Annotated in this window: 23 protein-coding genes; 5 read left to right on the top strand and 18 right to left on the bottom strand. The window is 38.8% G+C overall.

Annotation, left to right across the window (positions count from 1 at the left end):
• Positions 1 to 117: 117 nt before the first annotated feature.
• The 7 genes from AAFN64_RS08140 to AAFN64_RS08110 all read right to left on the bottom strand — a co-directional run bounded on the left by AAFN64_RS08140 (position 118) and on the right by AAFN64_RS08110 (position 6,606).
• Positions 118 to 1,833, bottom strand: coding sequence for a S41 family peptidase (locus tag AAFN64_RS08140; RefSeq protein WP_347760066.1), 1,716 nt, complete (start codon positions 1,831 to 1,833; stop codon positions 118 to 120).
• Positions 1,834 to 1,844: 11 nt separating this feature from the next.
• Positions 1,845 to 2,366 (bottom strand): hypothetical protein, encoded by a 522-nt coding sequence (locus AAFN64_RS08135; RefSeq protein ID WP_347760065.1) that lies wholly within the window; start codon positions 2,364 to 2,366, stop codon positions 1,845 to 1,847.
• A gap of 112 nt (positions 2,367 to 2,478) precedes the next feature.
• Complete coding sequence (locus AAFN64_RS08130) at positions 2,479 to 3,453, bottom strand: hypothetical protein (protein WP_347760064.1); 975 nt, start codon at positions 3,451 to 3,453, stop codon at positions 2,479 to 2,481.
• Positions 3,454 to 3,548: 95 nt separating this feature from the next.
• Positions 3,549 to 4,400, bottom strand: coding sequence for a DNA damage-inducible protein D (dinD, locus tag AAFN64_RS08125; RefSeq protein ID WP_347760063.1), 852 nt, complete (start codon positions 4,398 to 4,400; stop codon positions 3,549 to 3,551).
• A gap of 223 nt (positions 4,401 to 4,623) precedes the next feature.
• Positions 4,624 to 4,809 carry a SymE family type I addiction module toxin gene (locus tag AAFN64_RS08120; RefSeq protein WP_347760062.1) on the bottom strand — a complete coding sequence of 62 codons (186 nt, stop codon included), beginning with the start codon at positions 4,807 to 4,809 and terminating at the stop codon, positions 4,624 to 4,626.
• A gap of 298 nt (positions 4,810 to 5,107) precedes the next feature.
• Positions 5,108 to 5,830, bottom strand: a complete 723-nt coding sequence (locus AAFN64_RS08115) for a hypothetical protein (protein WP_347760061.1) — start codon at positions 5,828 to 5,830, stop codon at positions 5,108 to 5,110.
• Between the two features lie 86 nt (positions 5,831 to 5,916).
• Positions 5,917 to 6,606 carry an IclR family transcriptional regulator gene (locus AAFN64_RS08110; RefSeq protein WP_347760060.1) on the bottom strand — a complete coding sequence of 230 codons (690 nt, stop codon included), beginning with the start codon at positions 6,604 to 6,606 and terminating at the stop codon, positions 5,917 to 5,919.
• A 100-nt stretch (positions 6,607 to 6,706) separates the two neighbouring features.
• Between AAFN64_RS08110 and AAFN64_RS08105 the strand changes: the two genes are divergently transcribed.
• Positions 6,707 to 7,882 carry an MFS transporter gene (locus AAFN64_RS08105; protein WP_347760059.1) on the top strand — a complete coding sequence of 392 codons (1,176 nt, stop codon included), beginning with the start codon at positions 6,707 to 6,709 and terminating at the stop codon, positions 7,880 to 7,882.
• Between the two features lie 4 nt (positions 7,883 to 7,886).
• Complete coding sequence (locus tag AAFN64_RS08100) at positions 7,887 to 8,609, top strand: 3-ketoacyl-ACP reductase (RefSeq protein ID WP_347760058.1); 723 nt, start codon at positions 7,887 to 7,889, stop codon at positions 8,607 to 8,609.
• A gap of 106 nt (positions 8,610 to 8,715) precedes the next feature.
• Here AAFN64_RS08100 and arsB read toward each other — a convergent pair whose 3' ends face one another.
• The 4 genes from arsB to AAFN64_RS08080 form a co-directional block, all read right to left on the bottom strand.
• Positions 8,716 to 9,747 (bottom strand): ACR3 family arsenite efflux transporter, encoded by a 1,032-nt coding sequence (gene arsB / locus AAFN64_RS08095; RefSeq protein ID WP_347760057.1) that lies wholly within the window; start codon positions 9,745 to 9,747, stop codon positions 8,716 to 8,718.
• A 7-nt stretch (positions 9,748 to 9,754) separates the two neighbouring features.
• Entirely contained in the window at positions 9,755 to 10,372 is a 618-nt protein-coding gene (locus AAFN64_RS08090) for a protein-tyrosine-phosphatase (RefSeq protein ID WP_347760056.1), read from the bottom strand.
• 6 nt (positions 10,373 to 10,378) lie between these two features.
• Entirely contained in the window at positions 10,379 to 10,828 is a 450-nt protein-coding gene (locus AAFN64_RS08085) for a DUF6428 family protein (protein ID WP_347760055.1), read from the bottom strand.
• 72 nt (positions 10,829 to 10,900) lie between these two features.
• Complete coding sequence (locus tag AAFN64_RS08080) at positions 10,901 to 11,230, bottom strand: metalloregulator ArsR/SmtB family transcription factor (protein WP_347760054.1); 330 nt, start codon at positions 11,228 to 11,230, stop codon at positions 10,901 to 10,903.
• Positions 11,231 to 11,359: 129 nt separating this feature from the next.
• On the opposite strand from AAFN64_RS08080, the gene AAFN64_RS08075 reads away from it, so the two are divergent.
• Genes AAFN64_RS08075 through AAFN64_RS08065 form a run of 3 tightly spaced genes read left to right on the top strand, consistent with a single transcriptional unit; the run spans position 11,360 to position 14,819 of the window.
• The gene (locus tag AAFN64_RS08075; RefSeq protein ID WP_347760053.1) at positions 11,360 to 12,226 is read left to right on the top strand and encodes an EamA family transporter; all 867 of its coding nucleotides are present in this window, start codon (positions 11,360 to 11,362) and stop codon (positions 12,224 to 12,226) included.
• 60 nt (positions 12,227 to 12,286) lie between these two features.
• Positions 12,287 to 14,209 (top strand): DUF294 nucleotidyltransferase-like domain-containing protein, encoded by a 1,923-nt coding sequence (locus tag AAFN64_RS08070; protein WP_347760052.1) that lies wholly within the window; start codon positions 12,287 to 12,289, stop codon positions 14,207 to 14,209.
• Between the two features lie 4 nt (positions 14,210 to 14,213).
• A complete protein-coding gene (locus AAFN64_RS08065; protein WP_300488234.1) occupies positions 14,214 to 14,819 on the top strand; it encodes a 3'-5' exonuclease in 606 nt (201 codons plus the stop codon).
• On the opposite strand, the gene AAFN64_RS08060 is transcribed toward AAFN64_RS08065, so the two are convergent.
• The 7 genes from AAFN64_RS08060 to AAFN64_RS08030 all read right to left on the bottom strand — a co-directional run bounded on the left by AAFN64_RS08060 (position 14,814) and on the right by AAFN64_RS08030 (position 24,398).
• Complete coding sequence (locus tag AAFN64_RS08060; protein WP_347760051.1) at positions 14,814 to 15,161, bottom strand: hypothetical protein; 348 nt, start codon at positions 15,159 to 15,161, stop codon at positions 14,814 to 14,816. The genes AAFN64_RS08065 and AAFN64_RS08060 overlap by 6 nt on opposite strands.
• Positions 15,162 to 15,460: 299 nt before the next feature.
• A complete protein-coding gene (gene acs, locus AAFN64_RS08055; RefSeq protein WP_300488240.1) occupies positions 15,461 to 17,368 on the bottom strand; it encodes an acetate--CoA ligase in 1,908 nt (635 codons plus the stop codon).
• A 23-nt stretch (positions 17,369 to 17,391) separates the two neighbouring features.
• Entirely contained in the window at positions 17,392 to 19,287 is a 1,896-nt protein-coding gene (locus AAFN64_RS08050) for an acetate--CoA ligase (protein ID WP_347760050.1), read from the bottom strand.
• Positions 19,288 to 19,301: 14 nt separating this feature from the next.
• Positions 19,302 to 19,667 carry a response regulator gene (locus AAFN64_RS08045; protein ID WP_300488246.1) on the bottom strand — a complete coding sequence of 122 codons (366 nt, stop codon included), beginning with the start codon at positions 19,665 to 19,667 and terminating at the stop codon, positions 19,302 to 19,304.
• A 1-nt stretch (position 19,668) separates the two neighbouring features.
• Positions 19,669 to 22,368 (bottom strand): ATP-binding protein, encoded by a 2,700-nt coding sequence (locus tag AAFN64_RS08040; protein WP_347760049.1) that lies wholly within the window; start codon positions 22,366 to 22,368, stop codon positions 19,669 to 19,671.
• A gap of 261 nt (positions 22,369 to 22,629) precedes the next feature.
• Positions 22,630 to 22,854, bottom strand: a complete 225-nt coding sequence (locus tag AAFN64_RS08035) for a DUF6814 family protein (RefSeq protein WP_347760048.1) — start codon at positions 22,852 to 22,854, stop codon at positions 22,630 to 22,632.
• Between the two features lie 11 nt (positions 22,855 to 22,865).
• The gene (locus AAFN64_RS08030) at positions 22,866 to 24,398 is read right to left on the bottom strand and encodes an MFS transporter (RefSeq protein WP_347760047.1); all 1,533 of its coding nucleotides are present in this window, start codon (positions 24,396 to 24,398) and stop codon (positions 22,866 to 22,868) included.
• Positions 24,399 to 24,414: the final 16 nt, after the last annotated feature.

Genomic DNA, 24,414 nt, shown 5'->3' with positions numbered 1-24,414 from the left:
TTTTTGTACAACGACCGGTTATAACAACTTCTGTTTTGGATTTAAAGATAAAAAATCCCACGAAAGAGAAATTATAAATCGTCATCTTTTTTAAAAATCCAAAAAATTTAATTTCCGCTATTTATGATCAATCAATTGAAAAGCCTTTTTCAATAGCAAATCTTCTTTGTTTCGAATACTTTGCAATGTTGGCCGAATCACGACATCCGGCTTTATACCGATACGCTGCGTTTCGGTACCATCGGGATAATAAATCCCCAATCCTGAAAAATAAAGGGCATTTCCATCGGTTAATTTTATAGAAACCATATTTCCGTCGGCTCCGGCAGTCTGACTTCCAACAAAAATTATATTCGGCACTTTTTTAAAAATCATTGCCCATAATTCCGCTGCACTTTGCGTGTATTCGTTTATTAAAACGATTACTTGGCCTTTATAAGCTTCCGGATTCTCTTTCCCGATGTATTTGTACTTTTCGTCTATGATATGATCAACAAAGCAAAATTTTCCGGGTTGATCAAAAGAAGGTTGCGATTTTATTCCGAAAAACTGTGGTTTTAAAAAGAGATAATCAAAAACTTTAAGCAACGCGCCATCATCGTTATAACCTCTTAAATCGAATACGATACCTTTGGTCTTTTGAAATGACTGCATTAGACTATCGATTTCTGTTACTCGTAGCGACGAAAATTCGACATAGGCCTTATTCTCCAATCGAAAAACAGGATTTAACCGGCTTTCCGTAGTGTTCCATACCAGGTATTCGTAAGTCTTCCCATTATAAGTCAGATGATAATTTGGAATCCCGTCTTTGTCCCATTCCTCTTTAAAGTTTCGGGGCATTCGTTCTAAAGTCGTTTTAAATGATTTTCCGTTTTCAGTAACACCTTCAATCGTAACACTAGGCTCATTTCCGCTAAACAAATAATTATAGGCTTCTCTGAATTGCACCGATGTATTCGAAGCAGGAATAAAGCTTGATTTTTCCGCAATGATTCTTGCAACCGATTTACCATTGATTTTTGTGATCAAATCCCCCATCTGGATCGTTGCTTTTTGCATTTTCTTTTCGTCTTTTATACCCGTAATTAACGCCCCATTATTGACTATTTGAAAGGTAAAAGGGGCGCCTAGTTTTCCAAAAATAGCTTCGTTATAATTGTTTTTTAAGCTGGTATGCGTATCCTGAATTTCCGCAGCCAGTTGTGTAATCGCTCGTTTATAGTCGTTTTCGGTTTTGATATTTTTAAAAATCGGAACATATTTTTTCAGCACGGAATCCCAATTGGAATCGAGTAAATATTTGTAGGGATAAAAATAGGCAATCGCATTCCACACCCGAAACAGTTCCAGCAGCTTGACATTGGCTGAAAATCCGTCATATATTTTTTCATTCGCACTGTCAAGTCGGATACTTTTTAAGGTTGGATTACTGTAATAGGTTCCAACATTTTTTGGTTGGTTGACCAACTGTAATAGCCTGGATTTGTTGGTAGTGCTAATCTTTGCTTTTTCAATCCATTTAATATCAAAATTCCGAAGCGTAATACTGTCGCAGGTTGCTTTTTGAAGCGTAAGAGTTTCAAATGCTGCTTTATCGGCCATTTCCAACCATTCAGTGATCATCTGATCTTCGGTACGTTTGGAGGTATTTTCTAAAGTGTTGATCAAGGTTTTATCCCAATCGACTTTCCCTTGTGAAACCCCTGGATGATAATATTTGATCACGCCCCAGACTTTTGCTAATGTAACTAATTGATCATCTGAAATTGCAGTCGATTGCGCGAAGAGTTGAGACGTTATAAAAAGGAAAAGGATGCTGATGTTTTTCATATTCCGCTTCGTTATATTATAGTCCAGCCTTTTTTAAGAAAGGTAAGTTTTCCGTTTTCGATAAACGTTTTTATATCCGTTTTTTCGGTCGCTTGTTCGTTCGTGATTTCTAACAAATAGACGGTTGGATTGCTGACATTCTTCTTAAATAACCATAATTTAAACCGTTTTACCTTAGGTGAAATGTTTAAAAATTTTAATTCTTCCAAACTGCTGATAAAGGAAATATCGTCTGCTATAATTTGCGGATAAAGTAGGCCTTTTAAAAAAATTGGTTTTAAGCTACGATTGATGTTATCCAATACAATTACTTGATCATCAAATTTAAACGTATTAAAGTCGATTTCGGTTATTTTACCGCTAAATTCAGGATAGCTTTGAACTATATAGTTCTCTTTAAAAAAGACTTCTGCTCTGTATTTTTCTTGTTCGCCTTGGTTCGCAAAAACTTTTTTTTCTGTTTGCGGATCATTTTGGGCATTTGTAGTTACCACAAAAAGTAAAGATGCCAATAGGAATAGTACGTATTTCATTGAATGATAATATGCTGTTTTTTGTAGTAAATATAAAGTTTTTTCTTTCAGAAAAGCATCCCGATAACACATTCACAAATCAAAGATGTCAAAAATCGAATTATTCGTTTTATCATAGGATCACATTATTTACTTCTTGTTTTTTCAGTGTTGCGAGTGTCCCGGATTTGGTTTTATTAGCAGCTTTCATTTCGTAGGTTTTACTAGGCGTTTTGATCACAATTTTGGTATCGTAAATCGTATATTCCGTTTTATGATTTAAGAATTTTAAACTGTTTTCGGTTTTTGAATACGTAAATATATCGTGGTAAAGCAATTCGATTTTGTTATTGGCATCCGTAAAGACATAGTACAAAAGGGTTCCGGAGTTGAGAATTTTCATCTTTTTTTTATTTTCAAATTCAAATGAAAGCAAAACCTTGTCGTCGGTTAGTTCTTCATCAAGTATCTGATATTTTGTTTGTAGCATCTTGCCATTGGTCCATTTTTGTTCCGTATAATCCCATAGGATTCCCGAAGGATCCATCCCCTCTTCTACAATTTTAATCGGATAGGGTTTGTTATTGCGGACTTTAAATTCGGAAAATTGATGCCAGCAACAACCGCTTTTGGTCATCGTGCTAATTGTTTTATCTTTATAATCGACATTAAACATGCCACAATATTCCTGCGCCAATCTTGTAAAATCGACGTTGTATTGAAATCCGGCAGTTGTAGCCAGGTAAATTTTAAAAGATGGGCCATGGTAGCAACTAAATTGTCCGTCCATAATGGCAAAGTCTTTTACGCCGTCAAAATTATAGTCCTCATATAAAATCTGACTTTGTTCACCATAAGGTAATTCTTTTATATTGGCCAGAACTTTTCCGTTATGAAGACTAAACGTAAGCTCTTCTGATTTTACTTGGATCAGTTGTTTATTCGTTTTTTGATCATAAATCGCAATCCAACCCGGAGAAAAAACTTCGGAAGTATCGGCGATAAACATTTTACCATAGTATTGTTTTGAAAAATTATCGACTTTAAAAGTGATTTGGGAAAAGAGTGATCCTGTGAATAGCAGGACAGTATAGTATAAGGGTTTCATGTTATAGGTTCTATTCAAAAACGTTTTCTATTTTCCCTGAAAATTGGTAAATCATTATTGGAGTATTTTGTTTATCCTGTTTATTATTCAACTAATTATTCGTTTCTATTTTGTTTACTTTTTTTAGTGTCTTTTAAAACCTTTTTTTCATCACTATCTAGTTTCCGTTGATGCTTTTTAACATCCTCAGCTGGAGGTAAATCTTCTGGAATTATCCCCCTATTTGTAAGCATATTTCTTACCGCTAAGTTATTATCAATATGTTCTTTTTCAATTTTGGATTGGCCTTTCAGATCTTTATTCTGAACATTAAGTCCTGTCATTTCTGCAGCTAAATCTTTCGCCTTTATACTAATCGTTGGCAAAAAATCGGCAACGGGTCGATTACCCGGTACTCCCATTTTCTTTTTTAACATTTGAGTATTGAGATGAAATAGCGCCTGATCTCCTTTACTCCTTATAACTGCAAATCCATGACTATCAACACCTCTTTCATATAAAACTCCCGAGAGTTGTTTTTCTGTCTGACTTAGTTTTTCCCGCGCTTTAACGCGTTCAAATTCTAAAAGTCGTTGTTCAACAAGCTCTGCTTTTCTTGTTTGTACCGCAAAATAATTCTGAGCAAATGAAATTTCTTCTTTTCTACTATCTCCATTTTGCGCAATTAGGTAGCAAGCATAACGTGTCAGTAGAATATCATCTATCTCTTTTTCAGCTCCTTTTGGCATCGCTATCGTTTTCCTGACGTCAGGAAAATGATATGCTATTTGTTCACCAACATTTTTGCAGGCATCTTTTGCTTTAATAATTACTTTTTCGAAATTTTCCCATTTACTATAGCCTAACAGTACTTGTAAATCTCTGGCACTCCAACATTCAATACCTTCAAGCTCTGCTGCAGCATCTTCAAATTTAAGGAATAAGTCTTGTATTTCTTCTGATTTCATATCTATTTGGAACTTATTAAACTTATAAAATTTGGATTAAAAACTATCAAAATATAGGCAAAAAATTTATCAAAACCTTTCTGGAAGCATTCAAAATAGAGTTTTTTGTTGTAATACTACTTCGCTAAGTCGAGATCGTGTATTTGCATGTTAACCGAAAGAGCTAGCAACAAAGGCTGTCAATAGCTCTTTGTTTGTATCATTCTGTTGGTCTAATAATTAATTAGCTTGGCATTGAAGTTACCGTTACTCTTTCACCCATTTGAAAACCCAAATCTCGTAACCAATCACCACAAAGTTTGATTTCCGGAACGTCTTTTTGACTGTATTTGTTAAACCTTCTTTTGGGTTGAATTTTCAGGCTACGCACTTCGGGTCTCCTGATAGTCGCTCTTTTATTGTTTCGCATGGCATATATATTTTTTGAAAAGACCTGGCGGTGCTGCGAAACAATAAAAGAACAACAAAGTACTCATAAGTTATAGGACTTCCACCTACTCTCCGCCAAGCTTTATCTTTGATTACTAAATTTGACATATTAAACATTGAATTCTTTTATTTGTTTCGCATCAAACAAGGTAGAAAATGTTTAATAAATAAAATCGATTTTGGTATGCCATTATCGGACTAAGTTTAGGCTTTTTCTATAAATCAAAGACATTATGAATTCAACAAGCGTTTATTAACTACACAATTAATACATAAATTTAATTCATTATTTCAAGCAATCTCTTCTGTAAAAGACGCACAAATAAAACTCTTTTAGGGTGTAATTTTTCAAACAAATTATTTCTATCGTTATAAAAATCATTAATCACATTACCAACATTCATAAGAGCTTTCTCATACTCTTTTGTCCTAATCTCAGTTTCTTCTTTATTTTTTGGAATATTATTTGAAAAATGTATATCCATAATTTGAAATTCTGTTACTAGCTTATTTGTTGCTTGCTTTGCAATATACTCCAGGTTAAGTGTAACCTTATAACAATCGCCCTTTACGCGCATAAGTTCTTCGTCATGCATAAAAATGTGAAGTTTAGCTTCCGCATTTTCGTACTCAATTTTACATTTTTTTAGTTCTGAAAAATAGACTTCTAATTGATTATAGTTTTTAATTGTTAGTACACTGAATGAAAGATTCATAAGCGCATTTAACCACTCAGCATATTTTTCATTAATATTTAATAATGCTTCTCGTTCGTAAGCTTTTACACTAATTCTATTTTGGTTTTTGAAATTTAAATCTGACTTTAAATATTCCATTTTTTCATTAAAGGATGATTTAACACTCTCAACTTTTTCTGTTAAGTTTTCAATATCTTCACTTGTAGCAATATTTTTACCCTTTTCTTGAAAATATGATTTGAACAAGGCTAAATATAACCCAATAAGAATAAGTATAATGTCTAATATAATTTCTATTTTCATGGATTCTTAAAAATCAATTCAATAACTTTTACTAAAATAACTCTTTAACCAAACAAAAAAACACAAAACTGTTAATTTCCAAAAAATCACTTCAACCCATTCATAATTTCAATCGCTTTTAGCATTTCCGGAAGTTTATAACGAAAAGCTGGGCCGGAAACACATAAAACGGCCACTACTCTATTATTTTGGTAATACGGAATCGCGGCACAGTTTAAATCCGGTTCGTATTCTTCCAGATCTAAGGCATAGCCGTTTTTTAAAATTTCGCTTAATTCTGCTTGTAACTTCTTTTGTACCGGTTCGTCCAGGCTTTTAAGCAGCGTATTTTGCAGGTGTTCCGAATGTGCCATAAATACCTTCCCAATGGCCGTTCGGGTCATTTCGTAGTCTTTGTTGAGTTCCAGCGAGATTTTAACCGACCGGTCGGGTTCCGAAATCAGTTCGTGTCGGAAATAGGTTCCCATTTGTACCGATAAATACGAGGTTTCATTGGTCAGTTCGGTGATTTTTTCCAACGTTGGGCGCAGCGTGTTTTTTAAAACCGATACCGATACCGGCGGCGGATAAATACACTGCATTTTGGTCGTTACCCGGTACCGCGGACTCAATTCGTCCTGTTCCACATAGCCCAATTCTTTTAGGGTATTCAGGAAATTGTGCACCGTCGTGTTCTGTAATTCCAGTGCGTTGGCGATATCGTTGAGGCGTACCAGGTTTCCGTTTTGAGTGATATATTCCAATATATCGAAGGCTCTTTTTACCGACTGTATCATAAAATTCAATAATAATGAACAAAAAGGCTTTTTAAATTTTAATTAACCTTAAAGTTTCAAAATTAGCGGATTTTTGCGCCCAAAACAACTAATTTTTTATATGCAAAAAGGACATATTGCTTTGGCTATCGGAGCGTTTACGATTGGAATGACGGAATTTGTAATGATGGGAATCCTACCCGATCTGGCGGCTTCGCTTAAAATTTCAATTCCGGAAGCCGGTCATTTTATTTCAGCCTATGCGTTGGGTGTAGTAGTTGGCGCTCCGTTTTTAACGATTTTTCTTCAAAATAAACCGCCTAAAACAGCTTTGATCATACTTGCCGCATGGATTATGGTTTTTAATAGCTTATCGGCCGTAGCCAACGATTACTGGTCCTTATTGATTTTGCGATTTTTATCCGGTTTACCACACGGAACGTTTTTTGGAATCGGTGCCGTTGTTGCCGGAAAACTGGCTAAAGAAGGAAAAACAGCTCAGGCTATCGCGGTGATGTTTTCGGGGCTGACAATAGCCAATGTAATCGGTGTTCCGTTGGGAACCTATATTGGCCACTATATCGACTGGCGGATTACATTTTGTATCGTCGGTGTGATCGGGTTGCTAACGATTGTGAGTATCATCTATTGGCTTCCAAAATTTCAGGCCAATGAGAATTCGAGCTTTAAAAAGGATCTGGCTATTTTTAAACGTGTCGATTTATGGCTTGTATTGGCCATTGCGATTATCGGTACCGGTGGCTTTTTTAGCTGGTATAGTTATATTGCGCCCTTGTTTACCGAAGTGTCCAAATTCGATGCCGGTGCGGTTACGTATTTGATGGTCGTAGCCGGATTGGGAATGACATTCGGAAATTTCCTTGGTGGAAAATTATCGGATACCTATTCGCCTCTTATGGCAACCATCGGTTTACTAATCGGAATGTGTATCGTTTTGATGTTGCTTACTTTTGTAGCCGATAATCAGATCACGGTAACGATTATGACGTTTGTGATTGGTGCGGTGGCTTTTGCGATCGTAGCACCGGTTCAGATTATGATGATGCAATCGGCAAAAGGAGCCGAAATATTGGGATCGTCTATCAGCCCGGCGGCGATGAATGCCGGAAATGCCTTAGGGGCTTATTTGGCTGGTATTCCACTAACGATGGGTTATGGCTATACGTCACCGGATTGGGTCGGTTTTGCGCTGGCTTTTGTCGGGATTTTAATCGCGTTGGCTTTATTTTTTCACCGAAAACAAAAAGAAACTACTTTAATTACATGTAAAGCATAACAATATGGAACAATTAAAAGGAAAAACGGCTCTGATTACCGGAGCGGGAAAAGGATTAGGGAAAGCGGTGGCTATCGCATTGGCTGCCGAAGGGGTTAATTTGGCGTTAGTATCGCGAACTGAATCGGATTTAACCGATCTAAAAACGGCTATTCAAAAAGAATATCCTAACGTTACTATCGAGTTTGAAACGGCAGATGTGGCCGACTTTAATTCGGTTACAACCGCGATTAAAAACCTAAAAGCTAAAATTGGTGCTATTGACATTTTGATCAATAATGCAGGTATCGGAAAATTCGCCAAGTTTATGGATTATGAAGTAAGCGAATGGGAAAACATTATTAAAGTAAACCTTTTGGGTGCTTATTATGTAATCCGTGCCGTATTACCGGAAATGTTGGAACGTCAAACCGGTGATATTATTAACGTGGCTTCCAGTGCCGGACAGCGTGGTTCTGCGTTGACAAGTGCGTATAGTGCGTCGAAATTCGGACTAAACGGTTTGTCGGAAGCGTTGATGCAGGAGGTTCGTAAATCGAATATCCGGGTGTTTACGATGAATCCAAGTACAATTGCAACCGATTTATCGATAAACCTAAACCTGACGGACGGTAATCCGGAAAGTGTATTACAGCCGGAAGATTTCGCGGAAGTATTGGTTTCACAATTAAAATTAAACCGTAGGGCTTTTGTAAAAGACGTAAGCCTTTGGTCAACAAATCCATAGTAAAACCTACTATATATAACCTACGCTAATGTAAAAATCCTGTAACGAATTACAGGATTTTTTTATGATAACCGATTAAAGCTGTTGTTATAGAGTGCCCCAATCATTAGGGATAATAATTCTTTTTTAACCATAAACTAACCTTTACTAAGGCAATCAACACCGGAACTTCAACCAAAGGACCGATAACCCCTACAAAGGCCTGTGGCGAATGAATTCCAAAGACAGCTATGCTAATCGCAATGGCCAGTTCGAAGTTATTTCCTGAAGCCGTAAAAGCTATTGCTGCATTTTGACTATAAGGAATCTTTAGTTTTTTACTGATGCTAAAACTTAGTATAAACATCAATACAAAATAGACGGTTAGCGGTATTGCTATTGTAATAACATCAGCCGGTAATTCCAGTATTTTTGCTCCATTCAGACTAAACATCACGACAATAGTAAACAATAAAGCATATAGGGTTACCGGTGCAATACGGGGAATAAATTTCCGGTTATACCATGGAATTCCTTTAAATTTGATCAACCAATATCGACTTAAAAAACCCGCTAAAAACGGCACTCCAAGGTATAACAAAACACTCTGCATCACATCGTCCATCGCAACGGTCATACTAAAGTTGACCAATCCTAGTTTTTCGGGTAATACCGTAATAAACAACCAAACAAAGAAACCATACATCAGTATCTGAAAAATACTATTTAAAGCAACCAATAAAGCCGCATATTCGTTGTTCCCCTTGGCCAGATCGTTCCATACCAGAACCATAGCGATACATCGGGCCAGTCCGATTAATATCAAACCGCTCCTATATTCGGGTTCGTCAGCCAGAAACAAAATGGCAATTACAAACATCAACAGCGGTCCCACTATCCAATTGAGCAGTACTGATATACCAATCACTTTTCTGTTTTTAAGAGCCATCGGTAATAGCGAATAATCCACTTTTGCTAATGGCGGATACAACATCAACAATAAACCGATAGCAAGCGGAATATTGGTGGCTCCTACGGATAATGTACTGATAGCATTCGGGATAGCCGGAATAAAATGTCCTAGACCTATCCCAACGGCCATCGCAAAAAAGATTAAAACCGTAAGATTACGATCTGTAAATTTTAATTCGGATCGCATATCAGGTTCATTTTATCATGGAAAAAACATATAGCATTTCGGTCGCAATCTGTAAACTACAATTGGCATATACGACCGATTGTTCCGGTGTGGAATCCGAAAATCCGGGATCTTCATAAGTAATCGCAATTCTCTTTTCGGCACCGGCTATAAACGGGCAACCACCATCGGCTTCCGAACAGGTCATAACGGCTCCAAATTCTGCTATCGGATTATAGAAATGGTCGTATTTTTTGGAAAAACCAATTACCGGAAATGCCGTATCACTATATTTTATAGCGTATACGGAATTGTTTTCTTCCGAAATCCTGATAGTGTTAAATCCCTGGTTCGACAACGTTTCGATTACTTTTGGAAATACGGCTGTTACTTCTGTTCCACCCGAATAACAGTATACATTGGAAATCCCATACCGGGAAGCTGCGACTTGAGCCCATACCTGAGAAAAAATACTTCTACGGGAATTATGTGTGCAGATAAAGATGAGGTTGACGACCTGTTTATCGGTTACTTTTTGCTGTATATAGTCGATTAAAGGTTGTAAAACGGTTTTGCGTTCCCGACTAATGGATTGTTCCTGTTCCAAAAGTCGGATGGTATCGGTTAGTATTGGATAGCGATTCATAATTTTCTAATTGCATCCGGAATCCGACGAACAGCAGGATTTTTTCTGTATATTTTGATCATCCTGCAAACCGCAAGCATCATCTGCCAGACAAGCGGTTTGTTTATTTTTTAAGATAAAATGCCTGCCATCAAAATCCAAATCATATTTTCCGATGGTTTCCGATTGGTATTCCACTTCGATAGTAGTATCCGTAATACCCAGTTTCTCTTCCGATAGCTGAATGATATGCAACAATTTTGCAGGCTTCAAGCGGTGTTCATAATCATCGGCGTCCCATAACTGAAAATTGATCACGTTTTCATTTCGAATTGTTCCGCCACAATCTATAAAGTGACGGGTTATCTTTCCTACTTCAGTAACATGGAAATGTTCCGGTACAAAAGTTCCGTTTTCGAGCTGGAACACCACTGTGTCCAGTCCCGGTAAAATGTTTTTGATTTCTGATAGTTTCATAATATGGAATTTATAATAATATATTTAAAATGTAATATTGCAATATAACGATAATAAAAAGTAAAAAAATGCCTAACAGCATTTGTCTACCGTCACATCCTGATTGAAAAAAAGCGCTAATTCCCCTTTGATTAGTTCCCATACATTTTCATCGATACAATAGCAAACCGATTTTCCTTCGATAGTGCCTTTGATAATACCAATATTTTTCAACTCCTTTAAATGCTGGGAAATCGTTGCCTGTGCCAAACCTAATTCGGATACCAGATCATTACAAATACAGGCTTTCTGATTGATGATATGGTTTAGAATCGCAATTCGGGCCGGATGTCCCAAAACTTTAAAGATGGTAGCCAATCGGTTTTGGTTTTCGGTAAATATTTCTGTTTTAGTTATTCCCATGATGTCATATTATATTATCGCAATATTACGATATTAAATTGAATTCGCAATGATTTTTTTTACCAGATACCATAAAATCTAAATATTGCGCTTTACCTTTACATCACTTTCAAAATACATCCTTTTAAAATGCACTTTTTAATTTTTAGTATACTTTGCAGCGTATCCGTCGGAATCCTTTTTAAAATAGCCAAGCGCTATACGGTTTCGTTTCAGCAAATGATCAATTATAATTATATCGTAGCCATCATTTTATGTTATGTGGCGTATCAACCCGATACCACTACGATTACATCCAACGCACCGTGGTCGTTATACGGTATATTAGCGTTATTATTGCCTACGGTTTTTCTGGTTTTGGCAGCATCGGTTCGCCATATCGGAATTGTAAAAACCGACATCGCACAGCGATTTTCGCTAATCATTTCAATCCTAGCGGCTTTTCTGGTTTTTAACGAAACGATTAGTCCGGTAAAATGGATCGGTCTGGCGATTGGTTTTACGGCTATTTTTCTGGTTTTATACCGAAATGAGACTACATCCGGCGAAAAAAATAATTGGTGGTATCCGATAATCGTGTTGTTGGGATTCGGAATTATTGATGTTTGTTTTAAACTAATCGCTGCTTATACCGAAATTCCGTATACGACTTCGCTGTTTGTGGTTTTCTGTGGCGCATTGGTGGTTTCAACGGCAATTACATTGTATACTCTTCTGGTCAAAAAAGAAAAAGTAAACGGAAAAAGTGTACTATTCGGTTTGGCCCTGGGAGTGCTTAATTTTGGGAATATTTTGTTTTACCTAAAAGCGCACAAAGCCTTACACGACAACCCTTCGACCGTTTTTGCTTCTATGAATTTCGGAGTAATTCTGTTGGGAACATTGGCCGGAACATTAGTCTTTAAAGAAAAAATCAGCCGACTTAATGCTATCGGGATTTTCATGGCTTTTCTGGCCATTATCGTGATCACGGCTTCACAATTGTATACACTTTAACGCTATTTTATATTTTGAAGTTCTATAAAATTTAGTATTTTTAAGAATTAATTCCCAATCATGAAAAACCCCATTGCAGAAAGAATAGCGGATTTTTTAAAACACTATCCCCCTTTTACCAGTTTAACTTACCAGGAATTAGTGGCTATTTCCGAACATATCAGTGTTAAATATCTGGAAAAACACCAGATCCTTTTTAAAGTGGGCGATGCTACCCATAGTGATTTTTATGTGGTTGCAAACGGTGCAATCGGGCTATCGGTTATTTCCGATGCGGAAGAATTCCTTATCGATAAATGCGATGAGGGTGATATTCTGGGATTGCGTCCTTTTTTTGCTAAAAACAATTACCTGATGACGGCAAAAGCCCGTGAGGAAAGTATCGTATATGCGATTCCAATAGCGGTTTTTCAGCCCTATGTGGCCAATAATACAAATGTGCAGAATTTCCTGCTGGAAAGTTTTGCCTCCAATACGCGTAATCCGTATGACAAGGATCACCGCGGAAAATTAATTTCGGAAAATATTATTTTCGACGAACAAAGCGCTACGGATATCCAGTATTTCCAGCCTATTAAATATACTAAAAACCCGATTACAGCCAGTTCCAGCGATATCATCAAACATATTGCGCAAACGATGTCTAATAGTCGCATCGGCAGTGTGATCATTCATGATAATCAGTTGCCGATCGGGATTATAACCGATAAGGATTTGCGTTCCAAAATTGCCACCGGATTGTTTTCAATCGATACGACGGCTGATAAAATCATGTCGTCGCCGGTCATTACCGTACCGGAAAATATTTCGATTGCCGAAGCGCAGATGATGCTGTTAAAACACAATGTTGGTCATTTATGTGTGACTCGCGACGGAACGGAAAAAAGCCCGGCCACCGGTATTATTACTGAACACGATATTGTGGCAGCACAAGCCAATAATCCGGGAATTCTATTAAAATTAACCCGCCGTGCCACACGTTCGAAAGAATTAAAAGCCGTTCGGGATAAACTGACCGATCTGATTCAGAATTCAATCGATAAAAATATCCCGATCACGCATATTACCAGTGTTGCTGCCGAAATCAATATTGCCCTGACAAAAAGAGCAATCGATCTGGCAATTGAAAAAATGGAGACACCACCTCCTACCCGTTTTGCCTGGTTTAACCTGGGAAGTCAGGGGCGAAAAGAACAGTTGTTATTGACCGATGTCGACAATATTCTGATCTTCGAAGATGTGGAAGCCGAACGTTATGACGATGTAAAACAATACTTTTTACAATTGGCAGAAAAGGTTATCGAAACTTTGGAAAAAATCGGTTACGAACCGTGTCCGCAAGGACTTATGGCTAACAATGAGCTTTGGTGTAAATCACTGACGGACTGGATTAAACAATACAATACCTGGATTAATACTCCAGGTGAAAAAGGAATTAATCTCAGTACGATTTTCTTTGATTACGATCTGATTTACGGCGATGTTTCCTTTGAAAATTCCCTAACGGAAAGCATTTTTAACAGCACCGATAACAACCAGTTGTTCTATGCTTTTTTGGGAACCAATGCCATCAAAAAACCGGCTCCACTAGGTTTCTTCCGACAGTTTTTACTGGAACAGGACGAAGAACACAAAGATGCTTTTGATATTAAAAACAGAGCCATTATGCCATTGGTCGACGCCGCACGTGTGTTAACCATTAGCCGTGGTATCAAAGGAATTACCAATACGTATCAGCGTTTTAAAAAGCTGGCGGATATGGAAGAACAAAATTCCGATTTGTATCTGGAGTGTGCCGAGGCATTTAATACGTTAACCTGGTTCCGAACCGACGAAGGCTTGCAAAACAATTCCAACGGAGGTTATATCAACATGCAGGAGCTTTCGAAAGTGGATAAGGTAAAACTTAAAAACTGCTTTCAACCGATAAACGACATACAGGATTTGATTAAAAACCGCTTTCAATTGACCTATTTCACATAATATTATGGTATTAGACTGGCTTACAGGAAAAGACATCCCGCAATTTTGGAAACAATATTTGGCCCATTTTGACAAAGAAGAACAAAACGGACCGAAGCGCTATATTGTTTTTGACACCGAAACGACCGGTTTGGATTGGAAAGATGATGTCATCCTTTCCATAGGTGCTATTTCGGTCGTTAATGACGAAATTAAAGTGGGCGATTTTTTTGAAGCTTTCCTAAAACAGGATGTTTTTAATCCGGAAAATGCTATTCTGACCGGAATTTTAAAAGAAGGTAAAGAAGAAAAGATTATCGAAGCGGAAGCGATTATCCGTTTCCTTGATTTTATAAAAGATGCTACTCTGGTGGGACATAACATCAATTTTGATGTCGAAATGATCAATCAGGCGCTGAAACGTTTGAATCTTGGTAAACTTAAAAATGTCATGTTGGATGTGGATGTGATGTATCAGAAATTTAAAAATCTTCCGGAAGACAAACATCACAATCTGGATGAACTATGCGACATCTTTAAAATCAAAAAAAGCGACCGCCATACGGCTTCCGGTGATGCTTATATTATTGCTTTGTTGTTTTTAAAATTAAAACGGAAACTAAAATTATAAGATATCGGAACACATTTCTAATTGACAATATTCCAGGATTTCTTTATAATTCCGGACATAATACTCTGATATTTTTATCTTGACATTGGGATTACTTCTGTCTCTTAGAATAAAAAAACGGTTTTCATGCTTTTTTAAATTACCGCCTTGCTCTTCTTTTTCCCTTTCTACAATAATATTGTTTTTATGGATCGAATCAGATTTGGTAAAAAACCGTTTAATTTTCAAGGTATCCCCTTCTATTTTTAGCCGTATATAGTTTTTATAAAGCTGTCTCGAAAATACGATTAACGGGATAAATCCCAATAGACTCATAAGAATATCACATAATCTGCTCTCCATGCTTATCGAATAGACAAAACATCCATGCAGATTAACATCAATAACAAAATTTATCGTAAAAATTAGTAGTAATGCATAAATCATAAACACTATAAAAATGCGGTGCTTATACTTTATTTTATATTGATCCGGACTTCGCATGTTTTTGAGTTTAATTAAAACAATAAATAGAATTCATAAAACACTAATTGACAACATAACGACTATAAATATCCTTATTTTGATCTATTTGTCTATCCGTTAACAAAAAAGCATCCTACTTAGTAGGATGCTTTTTTAAATATCAAACCAAAAAGGAATTACAAACGTTCGTTTTTAATTTCTTCTACGATTTCAGGATTTAATAAGGTTGTGATATCTCCAAAATTCGAGAAATCGCCTTCTGCTATCTTACGCAAAATACGGCGCATGATTTTTCCGGAACGGGTTTTTGGTAATCCCGATACAAATTGGATTTTATCCAGTTTGGCAATGGGTCCGATATGACTCGCTACGTGTTCGTTGATCTCTTTTCGCAGGTTATCACGATCACGGTACTCTCCGATTTCTTTTAAGATAATAAAACCATACAAAGCATTTCCTTTGATATCGTGCGGGAAACCTACAATAGCCGATTCTGCTACTGCCGGGTGTTCGTTAATCGCATCTTCAATGGGCGCGGTTCCTAAGTTATGACCGGAAACAATCACCACATCGTCTACCCGGCCGGTGATTCGATAATATCCTACTTCATCACGCAAAGCACCGTCACCGGTAAAATATTTACCCGGGAAAGCCGAGAAATACGTTTCTTTATAACGCTGATGATCACCCCAAATTGTACGGGCAATCGACGGCCATGGGAATTTGACACACAAGCTACCTACAACCTGATTCCCTTCGATTTCATTGCGTTTTTCGTCCATCAATACCGGCTGAATTCCCGGTAATGGTAAGGTCGCATAGGTCGGTTTGGTTGGTGTTACAAATGGAACCGGAGAAATCATAATACCACCCGTTTCGGTTTGCCACCAGGTATCGACAATCGGACATTTTTTCTTTCCGACATGATCATTATACCAGTGCCACGCCTCTTCGTTGATCGGTTCTCCTACGGATCCGATTACTTTTAACGAGGATAAATCGTGTTTATCCACCCATTCGGTACTTTCTTTGGCTAACGAACGGATTGCTGTTGGTGCGGTATAAAACTGACTCACTTTATGTTTGTCGATCACATCCCAAAAACGTCCGAAATCCGGATACGACGGTACACCTTCAAAGATTACAGTCGTAGCGCCGTTTAAAAGTGGTCCGTATAAAATATAGGAATGCCCGGTTATCCAGCCAATATCGGCCGTACACCAGTAAATATCGTTTTCTTCGTAATTGAATATGTTTTTAAACGTATAGGCGGTATACACCATATAACCTGCCGTAGTATGCAACATTCCTTTCGGTTTTCCGGTCGAACCGGACGTATACAGGATAAATAACGGATCTTCCGCATCCATAATTTCGGCTACATTATTCGGAATCGCTTCATCCAGCAGGGGTTGCAACCATAAATCGCGACCTTCTTTCATTTTTACTTCCGTGTTTGTTCTTTTGGCAACCAACACACTGGTAACCGTTGGACATTTTTCAAGGGCTTCATCCACAATCGATTTTAGGTCGATGGTTTTGTTACCTCTATAAGCTCCATCGGAAGTGATTACCATTTTACAACCGCAGTCGATAACACGGGATGCGATTGCCGAAGCTGAAAATCCGGCGAAAACAACCGAATGAATCGCTCCAATCCGCGCACAGGCCAACACAGCCACGGCCAATTCCGGAATCATCGGTAAATAAATACAGATACGATCGCCTTTTTTAATGCCCTGTTCGCGCAATACATTGGCCATTTTAGCCACACGGTCGTACAATTCGTTATAGGTTATATATTGAGCCGGTTCTTTCGGATCGTTCGGCTCAAAAATAATCGCGTTTTTATTCCCTCTTTTGGCCAAATGACGGTCAATACAGTTTTTAGTGATGTTGACTTTCGCATTGGTAAACCATTTAATATCGGCTTCGGCCATATCAAACTCCATTACTTTATCCCAGGTTTGGTACCATGTAAAATTTTCTTCGGCAATTTTTCCCCAGAATTTACGTGGCTCCCGGATCGATTTTTTATAGTGTTTGAAGTATTCTTCTAAGTTGTTTATTTTATAATAACTCATAGTGTGTTTATTTTTTTCATATTCTATTTAAATGCACCGATGCCATAGGTTGTAAAGGCTTCGGTTACTTCACCGATGATGGTTTCGTCATCGATGGTGGACGGGATTTGGTATTTTTCACCATCTACTATACTTCGCAGTAATTTGCGAAGGATTTTCCCGGAACGGGTTTTCGGTAAACGCTGCACAACGATCACATTTCGCAACGAAGCGACAGCGCCTATTTTTTCGCGGACAAGCTGAACAACTTCATATTCCAATTGAAAATGTTCGGTTGCATCCCCCGATTTAATAACGGCCAATGCCAATGGAATCTGACCTTTTAAGGCATCGTTAATTCCTATAACGGCACATTCGGCCACTGCATTGTGTGATGCTACAATTTCTTCCATTTCGGCAGTCGAAAGACGGTGTCCCGCAACATTGATCACATCATCTACACGACCAGTTATGTAAATATAACCTTCGTTGTCTTTATAACCACCGTCGCCCGAAAAATAATAGCCCGGGAAACGGGTTAAATACCCGGTTTTAAAGCGGTTTTCGTCTTCCCAAAGACCCAGCATGGTTCCCGGCGGCAAAGGTAGTTTTATTACCACATATCCTTCTTCATTTGGCGCTAATTCTTTTCCGTTTTCGTCAAAAATAACGATTTCATAACCGGTAACGGCTTTCCCGGCCGATCCGGGTTTTACCGGTAGGTATTCCACTCCCATCATGTTGGCAATCATCGGCCATCCGGATTCCGTCTGCCACCAATGATCAATAACTGGAACCGGTATGTGTTGTCGGTACCATTCCAACGTAGCCACATCACAACGCTCACCAGCTAAAAACTGTATTTTCAGATGACTTAAATCGTATTTTTTGATAAAGTTCCCATCGGGATCTTCTTTTTTAATGGCGCGAATGGCTGTTGGCGCGGTAAACATAATGCGTACTTTGTGTTCGGCAATGATCCGCCAATAGGTACTTGCATCCGGAGTTTTAATCGGTTTCCCTTCGAAGATGACAGTCGTATTACGGTTTAACAACGGGCCGTATAAAATATAACTATGTCCTACCGCCCATCCCATATCGGATGCCGCCCAAAATGTTTCGCCTTCCGGAATGTCGTATACATATTGCATCGTAAATTTAAGTGCCGTTGCATAACCTCCTGTATCTCTTACGATTCCTTTTGGTTTTCCCGTAGTTCCGGAAGTGTACAAAATATAAAGCGGATGGGTAGCCGCTACCGGAACACAAGGTACTTCTTCTGATTGTGCAACTAATTTTTCATAGTCGACATCATAGTCCTGAAATGGAATTTTCGCGCCCAATTTCCGATTAAAGATGATCACTTTTTCCGGTTTATGCGAGGCCATTTCAATCGCTTCGTCAACCAAAGGTTTATAAGCGATCAATCGGTCGATTTCAATTCCCGAAGAGGCTGTAATAATGGCTTTGGGTTTGGAATCGTCAATTCGGATAGCGAGTTCGTGCGGCGCAAATCCGCCGAAAACCATCGAATGTGTCACGCCAATACGGGCACAGGCCAACATGGCAAAAGCCACCTGCGGAATCATGGGCATATAAATTACCGCCGTATCACCTTTGGTCAATCCTAAAGCCGTTAATCCGCCAGCCAATTTTGCCACTTCGGATTTTACTTCGTGAAACGTATATTTTTGTATCGTTTGGGTTACGGGTGAATCGTAGATAAAAGCCACCTGATCGCCATGACCATCCTGAATGTGCTTGTCGATCGTTAAATAGCAAATATTCAGTTCGCCATCGGCAAACCATAACGGATAACCGTTTTTGTCCTGCGACAGTATCGTTTGTGGCCGCGTATACCATTCCAGTACATCGGCCTGTTCTTTCCAGAAGCCTTCGGGATCGTCCAGACTTCGTTGGTAAAATTCATTATAATTCATGGTAAGTGGTTGTTTTAGTCCGTTAGCAATTCGTTGGTTTGCTCTACCAGTTTTTTGACCGAAAAGGGCTTGGTCATATATAAATCGGCACCTAATGAAAGTCCTCTTTCAATATCTTTTTCCTTGTTTTTAGCCGACAGAAATATGACTTTACAATGCTGTAAACGCTCGTCTTTTTTAATCTGCTCGAGTGTCGCAAAACCGTCGACCATCGGCATCATGACGTCGAGTATAATAATATCGGGCTGCTGGACTTTTAAAATTTCCAGCGCTTCCTGTCCGTCACGGGCAATAAATACCTCGTAATTGTTCTTTTTAAAGGTGTACTCCAACGACATCACGATATTCGGTTCGTCGTCTACAATTAAAATTTTCCGCATCTTATTCATTTTCTGTGCTATTGTATTTGGGCAATGTAAAATGGAAAACTGCTCCGTTTTCTTTATTTTCAGCCCATATTTGTCCTTTATGATGTTCGACGATCTGCTTACAGATGGCCAATCCGAGTCCGCTGCCAACCGGCTTTTTGATATTTTGGTTGGTCGACTGGTAAAATTTGTCAAAAATCGCATCCAGATCTTCGGGATTGATTCCTTTCCCATTGTCGCGGATACTTGTTAGCAAATACGCTCCGCTTTCCGTTACCGTTATTGAAATCTGACCCTCCGTTTCCGGGCAAAATTTTACCGCATTTGAAACCAGATTCGTAATCACCTGTATAATCCGTTCTTCGTCATACCAGGCTTCGGCTACCGTTTCGGTAACAAAATTTACGGCTATCTTTTTGTTGCGGATCAGTTGTTGTAACGGTTCCAAAGCCGTAACTATTGTATCATCCAGGCTGTTTTTTGTGGCCTGAATCTGTTGTTTTCCGGTTTCGAATTTTTCGAGATCTAAAATTTTGTTGATCAACCTATTTAAACGATCGGATTCCGATATAATGTTCTTTAAAAACTGTTTGCGCAATTCTTCCGGAATGTCATCATCATCGTATAAAATCTCACTGGAAGCTTTTATCGCGGTAATCGGTGTTCGTAATTCGTGGGTTACCGTATCCAGAAATTCATCTTTCTGCGCGTCTTTTTCCAAAAGCTGTTCGTTGGCTTTTTGCAACTGGGCGGTAATCTGTTTTAATTCGTTGGACGTTTCCGTCAGTTTTTTATTGATGATGATGTTTTCGCGGGATTCTTCCAAAATATGCAATACTTCCTGTAGCGATACTTTTTCTTCTTTTACCACACTTGAAATCAATATTCGCGCCGAAGCGGTTCCAATATGACCCGTAAGCAGGTTTTCGGCAAACTTGATCAATCGGGCATCGGCCTGTTCCTGATTTTTATCGACATTGTATTTCAGATTAAAAATCGTCAGTGCCCGTTTGGTGCGTTCTTCACCCAAAAATCGTTTGAGCACTTTTTCGATATCACGGGTATAAGCCGTTCCTTTCCAGACAAAAGCGTTTTCGTGCATCGTACTGTATTTGTCGATGTCGATAAACATTTCGGCATAATTGCGTTCGCGATAGTTTCCTTTAAAACTCACGGAAACCGCCAGATAAATGATCGTATTAAACAGTAAACTCCAGAAAAGTGCCTGTGGAATCGGTGCCAGATAATCCAGTCCGAATAACTGGAACGGTTTTAAGAGTTCGATTCCGGCCAAACCTTCGGATATAAAGGTACTGCTGCTGTTTGTAATCCCGATACCATATGGAATCAGCAGTGTGTATACGCAAACTAAAAATCCGATTAACATTCCGGAAATAGCGCCCAAACGGGATCCGCGACGCCATAATAACGCTCCAAAAAAAGCCGGAGCCAGTTGCGCCATAATCACAAAAGAAACCAATCCAATCGAAAACAGGTTGTAATCCAATACATAAAAACGATAGATCAGATATGCAACAATGATCAATAGAAAAATACACACTTTACGGATGTTTACAATCCGTTTGCTGTTTTTATCCTGAACATCACTTTGAAGCGTCCCTAGAAATCCGTAGGGAATCAACAGGTTGTTACTCAACATAATCGATAATCCGATCGAAGCCACCACTATCATCGATATCGAAGCCGAAAAGCCACCAAGAAATACCAATACCGTTATCGTTGTATTATTAAAGTATTGCGGAATCAACAGCGAATACGTATCTGCATTTCCCGTACCTTCCGAAAACAGGATATTTCCGCCCCAGGCGATCGGATACACAAAAATATTAAACAGTAACAGGTATAACGGAAACAACCAGATCGCGGTTTTAATATGACTCTCCCGATTGTTTTCGACCACTGCCATCTGAAATTGACGTGGTAACAGAAACATGGCAAATAAAGACAGTAAGCATAAAAAGAACCAATTGAGTGCCTGCGGTAGCCCTCCTATGGTATTCTTTTCGCGGAAACCTTCTATCAGACTGGCTTTGGCATAAATATCTTCGAAACCGTCAAATACAAAATAGGTTACATATACGCCTACCAGAATAAAGAAAAAGAGTTTTAAAACCGATTCCATTGCCACGGCGGTCACAATTCCTTTTCTTTTTTCGGAAGCATCCACATAACGGGTTCCGTAATAGGAGGCAAAAAGAGCAAGTGCAATAGCCACATAGGTTGTGGTGTCATTAAACACATTGGAACTTAACGAGGTTTGGGTTACTATTGTAAAGGTTTCGGCAATTGCTTTTAATTGTAAGGCGATATACGGGATGATCCCGACAACACTGATAAAAGTGACCAATGCACCCAGAAAACGGCTGTTTCCGTAGCGTAAGGAAATAAAATCGGCCAAACTGGAAATTTTATTGACACGCGATATCCGGATGATCTTTCGCAGAATTACAATCCAGGCCGGAATAATGATAATCGGTCCCAGATATACCGTAAGGTAACTCAGTCCCGACTGCGCCGCTACTCCGATACTTCCATAATACGTCCAGGCCGAGCAATACACGGCAAGCGAAAAAGTATATACATACGGATTGTTTGTCCATTTGCTGTTGGCTTTTTTTTCGGCCCAATGGGCTACAAAAAATAAGATTCCCAGATAAAACAACAATATGATCAGTAAACTATAACTACTCATAATACCGTTTAACAACTAAAAATGAAACTACTATTGAAACAATCCATATGGAAAAAAAGTAGCCGTAAATTACCGGGATTCCAAAAATGGCATCGGCGTGATCAAAAAGAAGCACCAATGGCAAATTAAAAGCCAGTAATAAGACTATAGATAAGATAACTAATTTTTGTTCGTGCCGTTTTTTCATGTGTTCTACAAAACCAAAGGACCCCGGAGTTCCAAAGAATTCCGGAGTACCAGTAATAACCAGGTAGTTACAGGTTAATCTTCACTGTCATATTCTCCGATAAGGGCATAATAGCCAAAGGTTCCCAAACCTAATACGATTAAGGGCGTTAGGATAAACAGAATGATGATTCCAAAAACCAGATCGTCCTGTTTGCCGGTCACAAACTTTGGTAAGCCGAATATAAAGATACAAAAATAGGCTGCGGCTACCGCTAATAATAGCCAAACAATTCCGAGTATTCTTTTTATTTTGTTCATAAATATGCCTTTTAGTCGTTACTATTATTTTTGTTGTTAATATAAAACATCCCTATCATAAAGCTGATCGCTGCAATGATAATCGGATACCACAATCCTTCCAGATAGAAGGTCGGATTGCCGTTGTCTTTCGCTACCGTTACCAGATAGGTCGAAATCGCCGGTAACAATCCTCCAAAAATTCCGTTTCCGACATGATATGGCAATGACATCGAGGTATATCGGATTTTCACCGGGAACATTTCCACCAGGAAGGCGGCAATCGGTCCATAAACCATCGTTACAAAAATCACCTGAATAAATACGAGGAAGATCAACATCCATCGATCGGATGAATTAATAGTTACCGTTGTTTTTACGTCGGTTTTCGCTTTTCCGTCCACGATAATCGGCTTACCATCTTCCAGGTGAACGGTTTTAATTTGCGTCCATTGGGTTCCGTCTGTAAATTCTTTGGTCGTTGTATAAACGGAATCAATCGTTTGATGCGCATTTTCTTTGGTTATCGCCAGGATTTTTGTTTTCTCGGCCATTTCCGTTTTTAAGGTCACATCGGTGGTTTCGTACATCGCTTTGTAAATCGGACGGTATAAAAAGATCGCCAACAACATTCCGGCCATCATAATGCTTTTTCGTCCTACTTTATCACTTAACCATCCGAAGACCACAAAGAACGGTGTTCCGATTAACAGCGCAATTCCCAATAAGGTATCCACCTGCGTGGAATCGACACTCATAACGGTTTTAAGGAAATTCATCGCATAAAACTGACCGGTATACCAGACCACTCCTTGTCCCATAGCGGCTCCGAATAAGGCCAATAATACAAATTTAAGGTTGTAACGATTTCCGAAACTTTCTTTTAACGGATTCGCACTGGTTTTTCCTTCGGCTTTCGCTTTGGCAAATACCGGTGATTCGTGCATGTTTTTACGGATCAGATATGATACCAAAACCATCAGAATCGACACCCAAAACGGTACACGCCATCCCCATTCGTCAAAGGCGGCTTCCGACAATGTTGTTTTGGTTAACAAAATAACCATCAACGACACGAATAATCCCGCCGTAGCCGTCGTTTGAATCCACGACGTCCAGTAACCGCGTTGTCCAACCGGCGCGTGTTCGGCGACATAAGTGGCCGCTCCGCCATATTCGCCGCCCAATGCCAATCCTTGTAATAAACGAAGGACTAACACTAATAACGGCGCCATAAATCCTATGGTTTCGTAACTCGGAATACATCCGATTAAAAACGTGGCACCTCCCATTAATAAAAGGGTTACCATAAACGTATATTTACGTCCGATCATATCGCCCAGACGACCAAAAAACAGGGCGCCAAACGGACGAACGACAAATCCGGCAGCAAAGGTTGCCAATGTCGATAAAAAGGCGGCCGTTGGGTTATCGGCCGGGAAGAATTTGGTAGAAATCACTACCGCCAAACTTCCGAAAATATAAAAATCATACCATTCAATCAGGGTTCCTACAGAAGAAGCGGTGATTACGCTCCAGATTCCTTTTGTTGATTTATTACTCATAAATGTGGTTCAGTGT

The organism is Flavobacterium sp. CAU 1735 (genome assembly GCF_039888695.1).
Taxonomy (GTDB): Bacteria; Bacteroidota; Bacteroidia; order Flavobacteriales; family Flavobacteriaceae; genus Flavobacterium.
Note: the sequence above shows the minus strand (reverse complement) of the source record. Positions and strands in the feature narration are given on the sequence as shown.

What these genes read in the sequence shown, in the direction of transcription:
- AAFN64_RS08100 (WP_347760058.1), top strand. Translation starts at nt 7,887, where the DNA reads ATGGAACAATTAAAAGGAAAAACGGCTCTGATTACCGGAGCGGGAAAA.
- AAFN64_RS08090 (WP_347760056.1), bottom strand. Translation starts at nt 10,372, where the DNA reads ATGAATCGCTATCCAATACTAACCGATACCATCCGACTTTTGGAACAG.
- AAFN64_RS08115 (WP_347760061.1), bottom strand. Translation starts at nt 5,830, where the DNA reads ATGAAAATAGAAATTATATTAGACATTATACTTATTCTTATTGGGTTA.
- AAFN64_RS08040 (WP_347760049.1), bottom strand. Translation starts at nt 22,368, where the DNA reads ATGAGTAGTTATAGTTTACTGATCATATTGTTGTTTTATCTGGGAATC.
- AAFN64_RS08130 (WP_347760064.1), bottom strand. Translation starts at nt 3,453, where the DNA reads ATGAAACCCTTATACTATACTGTCCTGCTATTCACAGGATCACTCTTT.
- acs (WP_300488240.1), bottom strand. Translation starts at nt 17,368, where the DNA reads ATGAGTTATTATAAAATAAACAACTTAGAAGAATACTTCAAACACTAT.
- arsB (WP_347760057.1), bottom strand. Translation starts at nt 9,747, where the DNA reads ATGCGATCCGAATTAAAATTTACAGATCGTAATCTTACGGTTTTAATC.
- AAFN64_RS08050 (WP_347760050.1), bottom strand. Translation starts at nt 19,287, where the DNA reads ATGAATTATAATGAATTTTACCAACGAAGTCTGGACGATCCCGAAGGC.
- AAFN64_RS08110 (WP_347760060.1), bottom strand. Translation starts at nt 6,606, where the DNA reads ATGATACAGTCGGTAAAAAGAGCCTTCGATATATTGGAATATATCACT.
- AAFN64_RS08060 (WP_347760051.1), bottom strand. Translation starts at nt 15,161, where the DNA reads ATGGAGAGCAGATTATGTGATATTCTTATGAGTCTATTGGGATTTATC.
- AAFN64_RS08045 (WP_300488246.1), bottom strand. Translation starts at nt 19,667, where the DNA reads ATGCGGAAAATTTTAATTGTAGACGACGAACCGAATATCGTGATGTCG.
- AAFN64_RS08120 (WP_347760062.1), bottom strand. Translation starts at nt 4,809, where the DNA reads ATGCGAAACAATAAAAGAGCGACTATCAGGAGACCCGAAGTGCGTAGC.
- dinD (WP_347760063.1), bottom strand. Translation starts at nt 4,400, where the DNA reads ATGAAATCAGAAGAAATACAAGACTTATTCCTTAAATTTGAAGATGCT.
- AAFN64_RS08065 (WP_300488234.1), top strand. Translation starts at nt 14,214, where the DNA reads ATGGTATTAGACTGGCTTACAGGAAAAGACATCCCGCAATTTTGGAAA.
- AAFN64_RS08135 (WP_347760065.1), bottom strand. Translation starts at nt 2,366, where the DNA reads ATGAAATACGTACTATTCCTATTGGCATCTTTACTTTTTGTGGTAACT.
- AAFN64_RS08070 (WP_347760052.1), top strand. Translation starts at nt 12,287, where the DNA reads ATGAAAAACCCCATTGCAGAAAGAATAGCGGATTTTTTAAAACACTAT.
- AAFN64_RS08075 (WP_347760053.1), top strand. Translation starts at nt 11,360, where the DNA reads ATGCACTTTTTAATTTTTAGTATACTTTGCAGCGTATCCGTCGGAATC.
- AAFN64_RS08035 (WP_347760048.1), bottom strand. Translation starts at nt 22,854, where the DNA reads ATGAACAAAATAAAAAGAATACTCGGAATTGTTTGGCTATTATTAGCG.
- AAFN64_RS08030 (WP_347760047.1), bottom strand. Translation starts at nt 24,398, where the DNA reads ATGAGTAATAAATCAACAAAAGGAATCTGGAGCGTAATCACCGCTTCT.
- AAFN64_RS08140 (WP_347760066.1), bottom strand. Translation starts at nt 1,833, where the DNA reads ATGAAAAACATCAGCATCCTTTTCCTTTTTATAACGTCTCAACTCTTC.
- AAFN64_RS08085 (WP_347760055.1), bottom strand. Translation starts at nt 10,828, where the DNA reads ATGAAACTATCAGAAATCAAAAACATTTTACCGGGACTGGACACAGTG.
- AAFN64_RS08080 (WP_347760054.1), bottom strand. Translation starts at nt 11,230, where the DNA reads ATGGGAATAACTAAAACAGAAATATTTACCGAAAACCAAAACCGATTG.
- AAFN64_RS08105 (WP_347760059.1), top strand. Translation starts at nt 6,707, where the DNA reads ATGCAAAAAGGACATATTGCTTTGGCTATCGGAGCGTTTACGATTGGA.